Origin of the sequence: Streptomyces sp. DvalAA-43, assembly GCF_900091725.1 — a bacterium.
GTDB classification, from domain to species: Bacteria; Actinomycetota; Actinomycetes; order Streptomycetales; family Streptomycetaceae; genus Streptomyces; species Streptomyces pulveraceus.
The window spans coordinates 144355-161335 of sequence record NZ_FMBW01000087.1 but is presented as its reverse complement, the minus strand read 5'-3'; the positions used below and the strand labels follow the sequence as shown (position 1 = coordinate 161335).

At 72.9% G+C, this 16981-nt stretch carries 11 protein-coding genes; 8 read left to right on the top strand and 3 right to left on the bottom strand.

Translation table 11 applies throughout. The annotated features are described in order from the left end of the window. The 8 genes from GA0115234_RS35565 (at position 1) to moeZ (ending at position 10520) form a co-directional block, all read left to right on the top strand. Positions 1-984, top strand: a complete 984-nt coding sequence (locus GA0115234_RS35565; RefSeq protein ID WP_093549970.1) for an ABC transporter permease — start codon at positions 1-3, stop codon at positions 982-984. After that, positions 981-1970: an ABC transporter permease gene (locus tag GA0115234_RS35560; protein WP_093549968.1), complete on the top strand. Its 990-nt coding sequence runs from the start codon at positions 981-983 to the stop codon at positions 1968-1970. The genes GA0115234_RS35565 and GA0115234_RS35560 overlap by 4 nt, the downstream gene beginning before the upstream one ends. Then, positions 1967-3556 carry a dipeptide ABC transporter ATP-binding protein gene (locus GA0115234_RS35555; protein ID WP_093549966.1) on the top strand — a complete coding sequence of 530 codons (1590 nt, stop codon included), beginning with the start codon at positions 1967-1969 and terminating at the stop codon, positions 3554-3556. The genes GA0115234_RS35560 and GA0115234_RS35555 overlap by 4 nt, the downstream gene beginning before the upstream one ends. A gap of 190 nt (positions 3557-3746) precedes the next feature. Beyond that, on the top strand, positions 3747-5567 hold the full coding sequence (locus GA0115234_RS35550; protein WP_093550437.1) for a DUF3492 domain-containing protein: 1821 nt from the start codon (positions 3747-3749) through the stop codon (positions 5565-5567). 280 nt (positions 5568-5847) lie between these two features. After that, entirely contained in the window at positions 5848-7317 is a 1470-nt protein-coding gene (locus GA0115234_RS35540; RefSeq protein ID WP_237541998.1) for a hypothetical protein, read from the top strand. A 155-nt stretch (positions 7318-7472) separates the two neighbouring features. Further along, the gene (locus tag GA0115234_RS35535; RefSeq protein WP_072483872.1) at positions 7473-8438 is read left to right on the top strand and encodes an NAD-dependent epimerase/dehydratase family protein; all 966 of its coding nucleotides are present in this window, start codon (positions 7473-7475) and stop codon (positions 8436-8438) included. Continuing rightward, a complete protein-coding gene (locus GA0115234_RS35530; RefSeq protein WP_093549962.1) occupies positions 8426-9256 on the top strand; it encodes a spherulation-specific family 4 protein in 831 nt (276 codons plus the stop codon). Before GA0115234_RS35535 ends, GA0115234_RS35530 begins: the two co-directional genes overlap by 13 nt. Positions 9257-9341: 85 nt before the next feature. Beyond that, positions 9342-10520 (top strand): adenylyltransferase/sulfurtransferase MoeZ, encoded by a 1179-nt coding sequence (gene moeZ / locus GA0115234_RS35525; protein ID WP_093549960.1) that lies wholly within the window; start codon positions 9342-9344, stop codon positions 10518-10520. Positions 10521-10589: 69 nt separating this feature from the next. Here moeZ and GA0115234_RS35520 read toward each other — a convergent pair whose 3' ends face one another. From GA0115234_RS35520 to GA0115234_RS35510, 3 genes are all read right to left on the bottom strand, one after another. Then, positions 10590-12170: an alpha/beta hydrolase gene (locus tag GA0115234_RS35520; protein ID WP_093549958.1), complete on the bottom strand. Its 1581-nt coding sequence runs from the start codon at positions 12168-12170 to the stop codon at positions 10590-10592. 107 nt (positions 12171-12277) lie between these two features. Further along, on the bottom strand, positions 12278-13882 hold the full coding sequence (locus tag GA0115234_RS35515) for an alpha/beta hydrolase (protein ID WP_093549957.1): 1605 nt from the start codon (positions 13880-13882) through the stop codon (positions 12278-12280). A gap of 121 nt (positions 13883-14003) precedes the next feature. Then, on the bottom strand, positions 14004-16823 hold the full coding sequence (locus GA0115234_RS35510) for a lysylphosphatidylglycerol synthase transmembrane domain-containing protein (protein ID WP_093549955.1): 2820 nt from the start codon (positions 16821-16823) through the stop codon (positions 14004-14006). Positions 16824-16981: the final 158 nt, after the last annotated feature.

Sequence of the window (16981 nt, the reverse complement as noted above, 5' to 3'; positions counted from 1 at the left end):
ATGGCACTCGCAACTCCGGCCGAGGAGGCGGGGGCCGTCGCGGCCCCCGCCCCCGGGGCCCATCCCTTCTGGCGGCGGCTGCGCGCCCGGCGCGCGGCCCTCGTGGCGGCGGCGATCGTCGCCCTGCTGGTCCTGGCCGCGCTCGCCGCACCGCTGCTCGCGGGCATCGAGGGCCAGGACCCCACCACGTACCACCCGGATCTCGTCGACTCCGCCACCGGCGGGGTGCCGGTCGGCTCCTTCGGCGGGATCAGCGCCGAGCACTGGCTCGGCGTCGAACCGCTCACCGGACGCGACCTGTTCGCCCGCATCGTGTACGGCGCCCGGGTCTCGCTCGGCGTCGCGCTCGCCGCCACCCTGCTCCAGGTGGTCATCGGCGTCTCCATCGGGCTCGCGGCCGGGCTCGGAAACCGCTTCGTCGACCAGGCGCTCAGCCGGGTCACCGACGTCGTGGTCGCGCTGCCCGTCATGGTGACCGCGCTCGGCGCGCTCGCCGTCGTTCCCACCGGCTTCCCCCGCCCGGTCCTGATCGCCGTGATCATCGGCCTGGTCGGCTGGTCCGGAACGTCCAAGATCGTGCGGGCCCAGACGCTCTCGCTGAAATCGCGCGACCACGTCGCCGCCGCCCGGCTCAGCGGCTGGGGCCCCTGGCAGATCGCCAGGCGCGAACTGCTGCCCGCCCTGGCCGCCCCCGTCATCACCTACGCGGTGCTGCTCTTCCCGGCGAACATCGTCGTCGAAGCGGCCCTGTCCTTCCTCGGCGTGGGCATCAAGCCGCCCACGCCCTCCTGGGGACAGATGCTCAGCGACGCCGACACCTGGTACCAGGCGGCGCCCACCTATCTGCTGATCCCCGCCCTGCTGCTCTTCGTCACCGTGCTGGCGCTGACCGTCCTCGGCGAGGGCGTACGCACCGCGCTCGACCCGCGCGCCGAATCCCGGCTGCGGATCGGCACCGGACGGAAGAAGGAGGCCGACGCGTGAAGTGGTTCCTGCTCAGGCGCCTCGGCGGAGCGGTCTTCGTGCTGCTCGCCCTCAGCGTCATCGTCTACGCGGCCTTCTACGTCGCCCCCGGCAACGTCGCGCAGATCGCCTGCGGTCCGCGCTGCTCGCCCGCACAGGTGGCGCAGGTCAGCGAACAGCTGCACCTGGGCGACCCGCTGTACGTGCAGTACGGGCACTTTCTCCAGGGGCTCTTCGTCGGCCGCGACTACTCGACCGGGACCGGGGTGCTGCACTGCCAGGCGCCCTGCCTGGGGCTCTCGTACCAGAGCGACCAGCAGGTCACCGAGCTGATCCTGGCCAAGCTCCCGGCCACCGCCTCGCTCGCGGTCGGCGCCTTCGTGCTCTGGATGCTGCTCGGGGTCGGCACCGGACTGCTCTCGGTCTGGCGGCGCGGCCGGCTCACCGAGCGGGTCCTCACCTGGATCACCCTGGCCGGCATGGCGACCCCGGTCTTCGTCATCGGACTGCTGCTGATCATCATCCTGGTCACGGCGCTCCAGATCCTGCCGTTCCCGGACTACGTACCGCTCACCGAGGACCCGGAGCAGTGGGCCTGGAACCTGCTGCTGCCCTGGATCTCACTGGCCCTGGTGTCCGCCGCACCGTACGCCCGGATGACCCGGGCCTCGATGCTGGAGACCCTGGCCGAGGACCATGTACGCACCTTCAGGGCGTACGGGGTCGGCGAACGGGCGCTCGTGGGACGGCACGCGCTGCGCGGTGCGCTGGCGCCGGTGATCGCGCTCGGCGCACTGGACATCGGCTCGATGTTCGGCGGCGCCGTCCTCACCGAATCGCTCTTCGGGATCCCGGGGGTCGGCCGTGAACTCGTCGACGCCGTGAAGCACGTGGACCTTCCGGTGGTGGTCGGCCTGGTGCTCGTCACCGGGTTCTTCGTGGTCCTCGCCAATGCCGTCGCGGACATACTCCAGGCGATGGCCGACCGACGGGTGGTACTGGCATGAGCCTGGTCGAAGTCTCCGATCTCTCGGTCTCGTTCGGCGAGGTGCGGGCGGTGGACGGGCTGTCGTTCTCGCTGGAGGCCGGCGGCGCGCTCGGCGTGGTCGGCGAGTCCGGCTCCGGCAAGAGCGCCTCGGCGTACGCCCTGCTCGGCCTGCACCGGGGGACCGGCGCGAAGGTCAGCGGCTCGGTCCGGGTCGCCGGGGTGGACGTGACCGCCGCGGACGACGCGGAACTGAGGGCCCTGCGCGGCGCGAAGGCCGCGATGGTCTTCCAGGACCCGCTCTCCTCGCTGGACCCGTACTACGCGGTGGGCGACCAGATCGCCGAGGTGTACCGGGTCCACCACCGGGCCTCCCGGCGGGCGGCGCGGGCGCGGGCGGTGGAGGTGCTGGACCGGGTCGGGATCCCCGACGCGGTACGGCGCTCCCGGTCCAGGCCGCACGAGTTCTCCGGCGGGATGCGGCAGCGGGCGCTGATCGCGATGGCCCTGGCCTGCGAACCCCAGCTGCTCATCGCCGACGAGCCGACGACCGCCCTGGACGTCACCGTCCAGGCCCAGATCCTGGACCTGCTGCACGATCTTCGCCGCGAGACGGGCATGGGGCTGCTGCTGGTCACGCACGACGTGGGCGTGGCGGCCGAGTCGGTCGACGAGGTGCTGGTCATGCAGTCGGGGCGGGCGGTGGAACGGGGGCCGGTGGGCGAGGTGCTCGTGGCACCGCGCGAGCCGTACACCCGGGCGCTGCTGGCGGCGGTGCCGCGGGTGACGGAGCCGCGGATCTCCTCGGGCGCGAAGCCGGCGGACGACGGAGACGACGGAGAGGTGCTCGTCGAGGCCGTCGACGTCCGGCAGGTGTTCGGCCGGGGGAGGACCGCCCTCGCCGCCGTCGACGGGGTCTCCCTCTCCGTGCGGCGCGGCGAGACCCTCGGCGTCGTCGGGGAGAGCGGCAGCGGCAAGACCACCCTCGGGCGGATGCTCGTCGGACTGCTGGAACCCACCTCGGGGCGGCTCACCCGCGATGCCCGGGTGCAGATGGTCTTCCAGGACCCCGTCTCCTCCCTCAACCCGCGCCGTTCGATCGGTGAGTCGGTCGCCGACCCGCTGCGGGCCTCCGGGGAACGCGACGAGACGGCGATCAGGGCACGGGTGCGGGATCTGCTGACCCGGGTCGGGCTCGCCCCGGAGAGCTACGACCGCTATCCGCACGAGTTCAGCGGGGGCCAGCGCCAGCGCGTCGGGATCGCCCGCGCACTGGCCGCCGAGCCGGAGCTGATCGTCTGCGACGAGGCGGTCTCGGCGCTCGATGTGACGACCCAGGCCCAGGTGACCGCCCTGCTGGCGGAGCTCCAGCAGGAGCTGGGGCTCGCCCTGGTCTTCATCGCGCACGACCTCGCCGTCGTACGGCAGGTCAGCGACCGGGTCGCCGTGATGCGCCGGGGCCGGATCGTCGAGGAGGGCTCGGTGGACCAGGTGTACGGGAACCCCCGCGACCCGTACACCAAGCAGCTCCTCGCGGCCGTGCCCGCGCTCGATCCGGCGCTCGCGGTGGTGCGCCGCGCGGCCCGCAAGGAGCTGGCCGCTGCCTGACCCTGTGTGACCGAACCTTCTCATAGCGCGACAGAACGCTGTCAGGCAGGGAAAGTTACGACGGTTCACCCCTTTCGGTGGTGCGACGGACAACCGTCCGTCGCGCCACCGGCGTATCCGCTTACGGTCGTCCCGCTGTGAGCCGCCATTCCAACGGCGGCCGTCGACAAGGGAGATCGGGGGTGTGCTCGTGCGGATCGGACTCATCACCGACGGTGGTTATCCGTATGCGACCGGTGATTCCGGGCTCTGGTGCGACCGCCTGGTGCGCGGATTCGCGCAGCACGAGTTCGATCTCTACGCGCTCAGCCGCTCCGCCGAGCAGGAGGCGCGGGGCCGGGTCCCGCTCCCCGCGCAGGTCGGCCGGGTGCGGACCGCACCGCTGTGGACCGCCGACGAGAACGTCCTCGGCACCCGGGCGCCCCGGGGCCTGCTCGCCCGGCTGGTGACCGGCGGGAGCACCCGCCCGTACGGACGGCGCGAACGGCAGCGCTTCACCACCCACTTCACGGACCTCGCGGCCTCGGTCTGCGCGGCGGACGCGGCGAACGGTGAGGACGAGGAGGCGGGCGCGGGCGCCGGTGGACCGGGCGGCGCCGGACGTACGGCCGCCGCGGACGCACGGTTCACCGACGCCCTGTACGGACTCGCCGAACTGGCCCGTGAGCACGGCGGACTCACCGCGGCCCTCCGCTCCGAAACAGTCGTGCGGGTGCTCGAAGCGGCTTGCCGCGCCCCGGGCGCCGGGCGCACCGTCCGGGCCGCCACCGTGCCCGACCTCCTCGCCTTCGCCCGGGAGCTGGACCGGGCACTCCGCCCGCTCTCCCTCGACTGGTACGACGAGGAGGGCCTCGGCGCGGTCGACCTCTGCCATGCGACGTCCGGCGGTGCCGCCGCACTCCCGGGGCTCCTGGCCAAACGCTTCTTCGGGGTGCCGCTGCTGGTCACCGAACACGGCGTGCAATTGCGGGCGCACTACCTCGCGACGTCCGGCACCCCGCTGAACGCGCCGGTGCGCGCCCTGCTCGCCGCCTTCCACGGGCGGCTCGCCACCGAGGTGTACCGGCAGGCCGCGATCGTCACCCCCGGCGACACCCGTGCCCGCCGCTGGCAGGAGCGCTGCGGCGCCGAACCCGCGAAGCTGCGCACCGTCCACCCCGGCATGGAGTCCGAGCGCTTCGCGGCGCTGGGGGAGAGCGGCGACAGCGGCCCCGACGACACCCTGGTCTGGGTCGGCCGGATCGAGCCCGGCAAGGACCTGGTCGCGCTGCTGCACGCCTTCGCGGAGGTGCGGAAGGCCGAACCGGGCACCCGGCTGAGGATCGTCGGCGCCCCGGCCCGGGGCCCGGAGGACACCGGCTACCTCGCGCACTGCCGGGCGCTGGCCGCCCAGCTGTTCCCCGACGAGGCCGTGGACGCCCACGCCGTCGGCGACAACCCGGTCTCCTTCGAGGATCTCGGCGGGGCCGAGGTGCCCGATCTGCCGGACGCCTACGCCGCGGGCGGGGTCGTCGTCCTCTCCAGCGTGGTCGAGGGATTTCCGGCCGGACTCGTCGAGGCGATGTTCTGCGGCCGGGCCACGGTGTCGACGGATGTCGGCGCGGTCGTCGAGGTCATCGGCGGCACCGGGCTCGTGGTGCCCCCGCGCAACCCCAGAGCGCTGGCCGACGCCTGTCTCGCGCTGCTGCGGGACCCCGAGCGCCGCGCACGGCTCGGAGCGGCGGCGCGCGCCCGCGCACTCGAACTCTTCACCGTCGAACAGAACCTCGCGGCCTTCCGGGGCATCTACCTGGAGCTGATCTCGCACGCCCCCGTGCGCGGGGCGGCCCCGGCGGTGGACGCCCATGGCGGACCCCGCCCGTTCGCCACCCCGCCCGAGGCACACGTCCTGGGCCCGTGGACGGCCCCGGGGCCCGCCCCGGCGGCCACGCTCTGCCGCAAGCCCAGTTGGGCCGCCGCGCCCCCGGCCGCCTGCGCGGGAGCGCGGGGAGCGGGTGGCGGCGATGCGTGAACAGGAGCAGGAGACGGCCGGGCCGGGCCACGGCGGACCGGGACGGTCCGACGCGGCCGGCGACGATCACGGAGGAATCACCATGGGCGGCCCGATCGAGGTGTCCGACGCACCCGCCACACCGACCACCGGCGGAAGCTGGGACCCCCGCTCCCGGGCCCTGGTCCCCGGGGCTTCCGGGGTGCCCGGGGCTTTCGGGGCACCCGGGGCTTTCGGGATGCTCGGGGCGCCGGAGTGCTCCGGGGCGCACGGGGCTTTCGGGACGCCCAGGACCTCCGGGATGCCCGAGGCAACCGGGACCCCCGAGTCCTCCGGGACGTCCGGGGCGCACGACTCCTCCGGGATGCCCGGGACGCCCAAGCCCTCCGGGACGCACGGGGCAACCGGAACTCCCGAGTCCCCCGGGGCGCACGGGGCAACCGGGACGCCCAAGCCCTCCGGGGCGCACGGGGCAACCGGGACTCCCGAGTCCCCCGGGGCGCATGGGGTGCAGGAGTGCTCCGGGGCGCACGAGACGCCCGAGGCTTCCGGGCCGCGCGACTGCCCCGGGGCGCCCGCGCCCGCCGCGTCCTGCGAGGCGCCGGAGCCCGTCGAACCCGCCCGCGCCCCCGAGATCGCGCGCCCCGCTCCGGCGCACCGGCTCGCCGCCGTGCGCCGCGGCCCCGCCGACCCCGTGAAATCGCTGATGCACCGCCACCGCGAGCTGTGCGAACGGGCCGTCGATCCGCTGGAGGTCGCCGCCGGGCTCGAAGCCCATGGCGTCACCGACCGCGCCGCCGCCCGCTACCGGCACCGCGACGTCTTCTCGCTCGCCGAGGAGCTGTTCGCCCGGGTACCCGGCGTGGCGGCGGCGCCCGCCAAGGAGCCCGACGCGCCGGAGCGCGATGTCGCGAACCGCGCCGCCTGGTCGCTCCGCGCGCTGGTACCGGGCGCCGCCTGCGTCGCGACCGTCGGCGCACTCGGGCTCACCGAGGGGGCGCTCGGCGGCCGGGCACGGCTCGCGATCGCCGTCGCCGGAGCGCTCGTCGCCCTCGCCGGACTCGCCCTCGGCCTGCGCAGCGGCCCCCTGCACGCCGAAGGACGCTCATCGGGCGCGGCCAAGGTGTACGGCTGCTGGCTCCTCGGCTACGTCCTGTACGGCGAACCGCTGCTCGACCAGGTGCTCAGCGGCGGCCCCGAGGGCCCCTGGGCGCTCACCCCCGCACCGCTGCTGGGCCTGGCCCTCTCGCTCGCCCCGGCCACCTGGTGCGCCCACCTCTTCTCCGTGCACGCGCACCGCAGACTCATCGGCAGCCGCGCGCTGGAGGAGTTCGCCGCAGGGGTGCGCCCCCTGCTGTTCGGAGTCGTCGCGCTCCACCTGTGCGCCCTCTCCGGCCTGCTGTACCTCGCGCACGCGGGGTACGGGGGCGGCGGAGCGTACGTCGGGGCGGCCGCGCTCGGGGTGCTGCTCCTGCTGGCCCGGCTGCTGACCGTGCACGGGTTTCCCGGGCTCGCCGTCGGCGGCATGGCCGTCGCCTGTGCGGTCGAGGCGCTGGCCCCCGCGCTGGTCCTGGCCGGGCGGCTGCCCGGTCTGCATGTCCTCGCCCGCCCCGTCGACGTGCTCGTCATGGCGTCCGGCACCGGATCGGTGCCCGCCGTCGCGTGCGGCGCCGCCGCGCTCGGACTGCTGGCCGCCGCCACCGTCGTCCTCTCCAGGGCGTCCGCCCATACCACCGCCCGGCCGGTCGATGAAGGCCCGGCCGTCGCGTAACCACCACAGCCGTACCACTGCCATCGCACGCCCCGCGGAGCCGACGCCGCGGGTCATTGCCCCGCAATCGCTTCTCACTTCCTCAAGGAGACACCGGACATGACCCCCCAATCCCCTTCACCGGCAGCTCGCCGTCGGCGCCGAGGGGGCGCGCGATGAGGGTGCTGCTGCTCGGAGCCAACGGATTCCTCGGCCGGTTCGTCGCCGACCGCCTGCTCGCCGACCCCGCCGTGCACCTCACGGCGCTGGGCCGCGGCGACGACGCCGACGTACGGTTCGATCTCGCCAGCGGCAGCCCCGGCGCGCTGACCCGGTTCCTGGACGCCGTCCACCCCGGAGTCGTCGTCAACTGCGCGGGCGCCACCCGCGGCGGGGCCCGCGATCTGACCCGCCACAACACGGTCGCCGTCGCCACGGTCTGCGAGGCGATGCGGCGCAGCGGCTGCACGGCCCGGCTCGTCCAGGTCGGCTGCTCGTCGGAGTACGGACCCTCGCAGCCCGGCTCGTCCACCGCCGAGGACGCGATCCCGCGCCCCGGTGGCCCGTACGGGGTCAGCAAGCTCGCCGCCACCGAACTCGTCCTCGGCTCGGGCCTCGACGCGGTCGTGCTGCGGGTCTTCTCCCCGGTCGGGCCGGGCACCCCGGCCGGCTCCCCGCTCGGCAGGCTCGCCGAGGCGATGCGCCGGGCCATGCAGTCCGGCGACGGCGAGCTGAAGCTCAGCGGCCTCGGGGTGCAGCGCGATTTCGTCGACGTACGCGATGTCGCGCGCGCCGTGCACGCCGCCTCGCTCTCCGCAGCCCAGGGCGTCGTCAACATCGGTACCGGCCGCGCCGTGCGCCTCCGGGACGCGGCCGCCGTCCTCGCCAGGGTCGCCGGATACGCGGGCGCGCTCCACGAGCTGGACGCGCCCCCGCCCCGGTTGCCGATCGGCGCCCCGCGCACCTCGACCGAGTCGGTCATCGAGCACCTCTCGGCGACCCCGTCCCCCTACCCCGACGGGTGCGGCGCCTGGCAGCAGGCCGATGTCCGCACCGCCCGGGACCGGCTCGGCTGGCGCCCCCGGATCAATCTGGAGGAGTCCCTCGCCGACATCTGGATGGAGGCGGCATGCCGTATCTGACCAGCACCGGCACCACCCGCCGCACCAGCGGCGCCGAACCGCTCGGCTTCGGCGTCCCCGGTTACGCGCACCCGCTGCTCGCGCCCACCGAATGGGCCGAACTGGCCCGCCCCGGCACCCCGCTGCACTGGGCCGTCCTCAACATCGACAACGGCCCCGGCGCCCGCCCCGATCCGCACTGCCTGGAAGCCGCGGGCCGGCTCCGCAACGCGCGCGACCGGGCGGTGCACGGCGACGATCCGCTCGACCTGACCCGGGCGGCGGGCGGCCGGCTGCTCGGCCATCTCGATCTGGCCTTCGGCAGCCGCTCCTTCGCGGAGCTGATCGCCGACGCGCAGTGCTTCCTCGACTGGTACCGCGTCGACGGCTTCTATCTCGGCCGCTGCCCGGCCGAGCGCGTCCACCTCCCGGCGGTGCGCCGTCTGACCAGCACACTCGCGACCATCCTGGAGCACGGCGACCGCCCGTACGGGGAGGGGACCGGGCCGCTGGTACTGGGAGTGGGCACCCATCCGTATCCCGGCTACGCCGAGGCCGCCGACCAGTTGGTCACCTTCCGCGGACCGTGGACCGACTACCGCTGGTCGCAGGTGGCGGAGTGGACGGCCACCTATCCGCCGGAGCGGTTCGCGCACTTCGTCCACGGCGTCCCGCGCACCCACCTCGACGAGGCCATGCGCATCGCCCGCTGGCAGGGCGCGGGCACGATCTTCTTCACGGACCGAGACGGGCAGCACGGACAAACCGATCCATTCGCGGCGCTGCCCAGGTACTGGGACGAAATCGTCTCGCGGATCGGACCTGGTATCTCGGAATGAGAGGGGGCGTGGCAGTGTTACGGCAAGTACAACCGTACGTAGATGAAGTACGTAGAAACCGACCACCTGCATTGTTGAGGTTCCTGTGTCGCTGCCACCCCTGGTCGAGCCAGCTGCTGAGCTCACCGTCGACGAGGTCCGCAGGTACTCCCGCCACCTGATCATCCCGGATGTCGGGATGGACGGACAGAAGCGGCTGAAGAACGCGAAGGTGCTCTGTGTGGGCGCCGGCGGTCTCGGGTCGCCGGCCCTGATGTACCTGGCCGCGGCCGGTGTCGGCACGCTCGGCATCGTGGAGTTCGACGAGGTCGACGAGTCGAACCTGCAGCGCCAGATCATCCACAGCCAGGCCGACATCGGGCGCTCCAAGGCCGAGTCCGCCAAGGACTCGGTGCTGGGCATCAACCCGTATGTGAACGTGGTCCTTCACGAGGAGCGGCTCGAAGCCGACAACGTGATGGACATCTTCGCCCAGTACGACCTGATCGTGGACGGCACGGACAACTTCGCCACCCGCTATCTGGTCAACGACGCGGCCGTACTGCTGAACAAGCCGTACATCTGGGGCTCGATCTACCGGTTCGACGGCCAGGCGTCCGTCTTCTGGTCCGAGCACGGTCCCTGCTACCGCTGCCTCTACCCGGAGCCGCCGCCGCCGGGCATGGTCCCCTCCTGCGCCGAGGGCGGCGTGCTCGGGGTGCTCTGCGCGTCGATCGGTTCCATCCAGGTCAACGAGGCCATCAAGCTGCTCGCCGGTATCGGCGACCCGCTCGTCGGCCGGCTGATGATCTACGATGCCCTGGAGATGCAGTACCGCCAGGTCAAGATCCGCAAGGACCCCGACTGCGCGGTCTGCGGCGAGAACCCCACCGTCACCGAGCTCATCGACTACGAGGCCTTCTGCGGCGTCGTGTCCGAGGAGGCCCAGGAGGCGGCGCTCGGCTCCACGATCACTCCCAAGCAGCTCAAGGAGTGGATCGACGCGGACGAGAAGATCGAGATCATCGACGTCCGTGAGCCGAACGAGTTCGAGATCGTCTCGATCCCGGGCGCCAAGCTGATCCCGAAGAACGAGTTCCTGATGGGCAACGCCCTCCAGGACCTCCCGCAGGACAAGCGCATCGTCCTGCACTGCAAGACGGGCGTCCGCAGCGCCGAGGTCCTCGCGGTCCTCAAGTCCGCGGGCTTCGCCGACGCGGTGCACGTGGGCGGCGGCGTGATCGGCTGGGTCAACCAGATCGAGCCCGAGAAGCCGGTGTACTAGTACGAACGCTGCGAAGGGGCCGGTCCGCGTGGCGCGGACCGGCCCCTTCGTCGTGGCCGCGGGCCGACGCTAGGAGCAGGTCTTCCCGTCCTCCGGGACCATCCCGTCGAGGAAGTACGCGTCCACGGTCGATGTCACGCAGGTGTTCCCGCCGTACGCGCCGTGCCCCTCGCCCTTGTTGGTGAGCAGGACGCCCACGCCCTTGCCCAGCCCGTCCGCCATCCTGCGCGCACCCTCGTACGGCGTCGCCGGGTCCCCCGTCGTGCCGACGACCAGGACCGGACCGGCGCCCGGGGCGCTCGCCTCCGGGTGGTCGTGCTCCCCCTCCACCGGCCACCGCGCGCACCAGCCGGCCGTGTCCCACGCGAGGAACGGGCCGAACACCGGGGACAGCTTCCGGAACTCCGGCAGCAGTGCCCTGGCCTCGTCCGCCGTCGGCCGGAGCTTGCTGTCCGCGCAGGAGATGGCGCGCTGCGCGTGGTTCTGGGTGTCGTAGTGCCCCTTCGCGTCACGGCCGTTGTACGAGTCGGCCAGCTGGAGCAGCATGTTCCCGGTGCCGCTCTTCTCGGCCTCGTCCAGCGCCTGGGTCAGGAACGGCCAACTGCTCTTGGAGTAGAGCGGCATGACGATGCCGGTGACGGCCAGCGAGTCGTTGAGCTCGCGGCCCGAGCGGGTCGGCAGCGGCTTCCTGTCGATCCGCTCCAGCAGCTTCGCGATCCGCCGGGTACCCGCCTTCGGGTCCTGGCCGCGGTCCTTGAGGTAGTTGTCCAGCGCCCGCTGGAAGCCGGTCGCCTGGTTGCGGGCGTGCCCGATGGTGTCCGCGGTCGGGTCGACGACGGCGTCCAGGACGGTGCGTCCGACGTGGGCGGGGAAGAGGTGCGCGTAGGTGCCGCCGAGCTCGGTGCCGTACGAGATGCCGAAGTAGGTGAGCTTCTTGTCGCCGAGCACCGCACGGATCAGGTCCATGTCCCGGGCGGCGTTGGAGGTGCCGACGTACGGCAGGACCTTGCCGGAGCGGCGCTCGCAGCCGGCGCCGAAGTCCGCGCCGTCCTTCAGGAACGCCGCCTCCTCCGCCGCCGTGTCCGGGGTCATGTCGACCTTCCGGTAGGCGGTCTCCTGCTCCTTGTCGGTGCGGCAGCTCACCCCCTCGCTGCCCGCGACCCCGCGCGGGTCGAAGCCCACCAGGTCGTAGCGGGAGTTGAGGTTGTCGTACGAGCCGGCGGAGCGCGGGAGTATCGAGACTCCCGAGGCGCCGGGCCCGCCGAAGTCGAACAGCATCGAGCCGAGGCGGCGGCCGGTGTTCCCGGCCTTCTTGCGGATCAGCGCGATCCCGATCGTCTCGCCGTCGGGCTTCGTGTAGTCCAGCGGCACCCGGACCGTCGAGCAGCGCCACTCGGATCCGGGGGCGCTCTCGCCCGCGCGGGCCTCGCAGCCCTTCCAGTCCAGCCGCTGGGAGGTGAGGGACGCGGGCAGCCGGGGTGTGCCCGGCTGCCCCTCCGGCGCGGTGGACGGGCCGCCGGCCGGGGACGCGGCATCACGGTCCGTCCGGCCGGCGGGCTTGTCGTCCGTACCTCCGCCGCAGCCCGCGAGCAGCCCTGTCAGCAGAAGTGCGGCGCCGGCCAGAGCCCCGGCGCGTGCGTGTGCGACCACGTGTGGCGTCCTCCCCGATGTGCCCGTACCCGCGGCGTGCAGGTGTGCCTGCACTCGTGGTGTACGGAGAGTCCGCCCATGCTAGGTGTCACGCCCGGGACGCGCTGCTACTTGCAGACGGTTCCGGCCGCGGGGACCTTGCCGTCCAGCAGGTAGCCGCCCACGGCCTTCTGCACGCAGGCGTTGCCGCTGTTGTACGCGCCGTGTCCCTGGCCCTCGTACGTCATCTCCACGCCGACGCCCTTGCCCAGCGCGTCGGTCATCGCCTTCGCGCCCGCGTACGGCGTCGCCGGGTCGCCGGTGTTGCCGATGACGAGGATGGGGGCCGCGCCCGGGGCGCTGACGTCCGGGGTGTCCCACGCGCCCGCCACCGGCCAGCCGGTGCAGGACATCAGGGACCAGCCCAGATAGTCGCCGAAGATCTTCGAGGCGGACCGGAACTCGGGGAGCTTGGCCTTGGTCTGGTCCACGGTGAACCGCTGCTTGGAGTCGGCGCAGTTGACCGCGGCGTTGGCGGCCATCGAGTTGTCGTACCGGCCACTGTCGGAACGGCCGTTCAGCGAGTCGGCGAGGGCGAGGAGCAGCCCGCCGTTGCCGCCGTCGGCCTCGTCCAGCCCCTGCTCCAGCAGCGGCCAGGTCTGCTTGGAGTAGAGGGCGGCGGCGACGCCGGTGATCGCCAGGGTCTGCGTCAGCTTGCGATCGCCGAGCCCCTGGATCGGCTTCTTCTCCAGCCGGTCGAGCTGCTCGGAGATTCCCTGCTCGACCTCCTTCGAGGTGGCACCGGAAAGCTTGCAGGCGTCGCCGCGCTCGGCGCAGTCCTTGGTGAAGTTGTCGAGCGCGAGCTGGAAGCCCTTGGTCTGGCCGAGTGAGGACTGCTCGTTGTCCTGCGTCGGGTCGACCACCGCGTCCAGCACCGACCTGCCGACGTTCTTCGGGAACAAGTGGGCGTAGACGCCGCCCAGTTCGGTGCCGTACGAGATGCCGAAGTAGTACAGCTTCTTGTCGCCGAGCACCTGGCGCATCAGATCCATGTCACGGGCGGCGTCGGTGGTGCCGACGTGGGGGAGCTGCTTGCCGGAGTTCTTCTCGCAGGCCTGCGCGTACGTCTTGGTGTCCTTGACGAAGGTGTCCACCTCCGCACTGGTGTCCGGGGTGCCGTCGGCCTCGTAGCGGGCGTCGAGCTGCTTGTCGGTCTCGCACTCCACCCCGTCGCTGCGGCCCACGCCGCGCGGGTCGAAGCTGACCAGGTCGTAGCGGGCGCGGAGCTTGTCGTAGGCGGTGCCGAAGGCGGGCAGGGTGGCGACCCCGGAGGCGCCGGGGCCGCCGAAGTTGAAGACGAGGGAGCCGATCCGCTGGTCCTGGTTCTTGGCCCTGGCCCGGATCAGTGCCAGCTGGATCGTTTCGCCCTTGGGCTTCGCGTAGTCGAGCGGCGCCCTCATGGACGTGCACTCCCAGTGGGTGCCGCCGGGCAGCGGGGACGGTGCCTTTCCGCCGCCCTGTGCGGCGGACGGGGCCGGGCAGGGCGTCCACGTCAGCTTCTGGGAGGCGAGGTCGCCGGAGCTGCTCGCCTCGGCGGCGTTGGCCGCGAGGGGCGAGCCCTGCGGCCCGTCCGGGCCTTCCTTGTTGCCGCTCTGCGAGCAGGCGGTGAGGGGCAGGAGCACGGTGACGGCGGCGGCCAGGGCGGCGGCACGCAGGGCAGGGGAGGTCCTCATGGGCCCATGGTGCGGCGGGAAGCCGGTCGGTGCACGGGGCACCGGTCCAAGCGGGTGGCGGGCGGCCCCGCCGTCGCCCGCTTGGACTCGCGGGCGGCCCCGCCCGGGGGCTGAGGGAACGTCAGAGCTCGCCCTTGCGGGTCAGGTGGTTGAAGCAGAGCCAGCCGGGAAGCACCGGCAGCCAGAGCGTCAGCAGGCGGTACAGCAGCACGGCGGGTGCCGCGACCTCCTTCGGCAGGCCGACCGCGATCAGACCCAGCGTCAGCGCGCCCTCCACCGCGCCCATTCCGCCCGGTGTGGGCGCCGCCGAACCCAGAGCGTTGCCGGCCAGGAAGACCACCGCGATGCTGGCGTAGCTGAGATGCGGCACGTCCGGACCGCTGAACGCGCGGACCGAGGCGTCCAGGCACATCACGAACAGGCCGGTCAGCAGCAGCATTCCGCCGATGCCGGTCAGCAGCTTCTGCGGGCGCTGCACCACGTCGAGCATGCGCGGCACGACCCCGGCGAACAGCGACCGCACCCGTGTCACCACGAACTTCCGCAGGAACGGGACCGCCGTCACCACCAGCACCAGCACGGCCACCGTCAGCAGTCCGGCGATGACCGTCCTGGACGGGGTGAGCGAGGACGGGGTCTTCTCGGTACCGGTCAGATAGCCGAAGGCCGCCAGCAGCAGGATGTGGCAGCCGAGGCCGAACAGCTGCGAGGCGCCGACGCTCGCCACGGCGAGCCCCGGACGCACCCCGGCCCGTTGCAGGAAGCGGGTGTTCAGCGCCACACCGCCGACCGCGGCCGGGGCGACGATCTTCACGAAGGACCCGGCGACCTGCGCCAGGACCGTCTTGCCGAACGAGACCCGCTCCGGCACGAAGCCCAGCAGGCTCATCGCCGCCGCCACGTAGCTCAGGGCGGAGAAGGCGACCGCGGCCGCCACCCAGCCCCACTCCGCCTGCTCGACGACCGCACCGAAGTCGGCCTGGGTGACCTGCGAGATGAGGAAGTACGCGGCGATCGCACCGGCGATGCAGCTGAGCAGGGTGCGGGCCTTGATGCGTTCGAGGCGCACCGGTTCGACCGGTGCCTGCGGCCGGATCAGCAGCACCTGCTGCCGCATCTGGGAGAGCAGGTCCTCCTCGCGGGCCCCTTCGAGGGCATCGTCCAGGGCGCGCTTCTCGGCCTGCTTCTCGTTGCGGAGCGCCTTGCGGTCGGCCTTGCGGTCGGCCTTGTGGTCGCCCTTGGGTTCGGTGGCCGTACCGGCGGTGGCCTCCCCGGCGGCGGCCGTACCGTCCGACGGCTCGGCGTGCGCCGCGTGCTCGTGCGCCCTGGCCCGCTTGGCCGCGTCCGACGCCTCCAGCACCGCCTCCCGCTCCCGTTGCGAGCGCTCCCGGGCGAGCCGGCGCAGCGCCGCCCGCGTGGAGCGGCTCAGCGCGATCGGCTGGAGCAGCGGCAGGCAGTCCGCGACGGCGTCCGGCCCGAGCACCTCCAGCGCCCCGGCGACGGCCCGCTCGGCGCCCACCCGCAGACCGGTCGTGGTCAGCAGCTGGGCGACGTCCATCCGCAGGACCAGATCACCGGCCGCGATCTCGCCGCCGCGCAGATCGGTGACGAAAACCTTGCCGGAACGATCCACCAGGATGGCGTCTCCGGTGAGCCTGCGGTGCGCGATCCGCCGCGACTGGAGCGCCTTCACCTGGCGCCAGGAGCCGTGCAGCAGCTCGTCGGTGATCTCCGAGTCCTCCAGCGCGTCCAGGGAACGGCCGCCGATGTGCTCGTACACCAGCATCACGGCGTCGGGACCGAGCTCGGACGTGGCGATCAGCTTGGGCGCGTTGGCCCCGGCGGCGATCGCCGCGTAGGCGAGCAGCGCCTCCTGCTCCAGGGCCTGGCGCAGCGACTGGATGGAGCGGCGCTGGGTGATGCCGCGCAGGGTGAGCCTGCGCCACACCCGGTAGAAGAAGCCGTGGGCCTGCTGCTCGCGGTCGACGACCGTGACATCGAGCGGTGGCCCGTCCTCCAGGGAGACCAGATAGCGGCGTCCCCGGTCGCTCTGGTCGCCCGAGTCGGAGGCGTCGTCGGCGCGCATCGCGCTGACCGGGTGGAAGCCGACATGGCGCAGACCGGCCATCAGATGCTGACCGGTCGGCCGTACGTTCGGCGAGCCGACGGCGTACAGCGTGCCGTACGCGACGGTCCAGCCGATCAGCACGGTGAGGATGATCGAGAACGGGGTCGTGTAGCCGCCGACCAGCATGGCGAACGCGTCGAGCAGCAGCACCACCCACAGCACGACCCGCCAGCGCGGCCGTCTCGCCATGCCGACCGCCGTCATATAGGCGATCACCGGTGCGAGATAGCCGTGCACGGGATCGGTGAGCGCGTCACCGGGCTGTGGCTGGGTCAGGGCGTCCTGGATGGTGCCCGGGGCGGACTTGGCGACCCAGAGGTCGGCGGCGAGCGTGACGCCGTGGGCCAGCACGGCGGCGAGCACCCCGTCGGCGATCCGGAGCCCGTCGCGTTTGATCAGCCGCTCGATGGCGAAGGCGACCGGGACGAGCAGCACGGCGATGCTGGAGACCAGCCCCGCCAGCTTGATCAGGATGTCCGGCGCCTGACCTGTGCCCTTGTTGATGTCCTGTTCGAGGCCGGTGGTCGTGCCATGGGCGAACGCGGCGATCGAGAACAGGACGACGATCGCCAGGACCCCGATGAGGAGCCGCATGAGGTCGGAGGGGCGGTGCACCCGGGCGGGCAGCAGCGGTTCGTCCCCCGAGACGCGCTCGGCCTGCTCCTCCGCGGCGGTCGAGAGCGTCGAGCCGGCCGGATACCCGGGGGTCTTGCCGGCCTCGTCCCGGTCGGCACCGGGCTTCCCGGAGGGTGCGGGAGTCTCGTCCGGATGCGGATCGGCGTCAGGGGCGTCCGCCGCCTTCGATGGCTGCACGCCCTGCTCCTTCGTCGCCTCTGATTGGTCTTCGTGTTCTCGTATCACCGGTCACCGCCCGCACGATGGTGGCACGGCCCGGCGACGGAGAGGGGCACCAGGGGGCACCGCACGGACACGCGAAGCGCAAGATACGCGCCTTTGCCCGCGCCCGCACA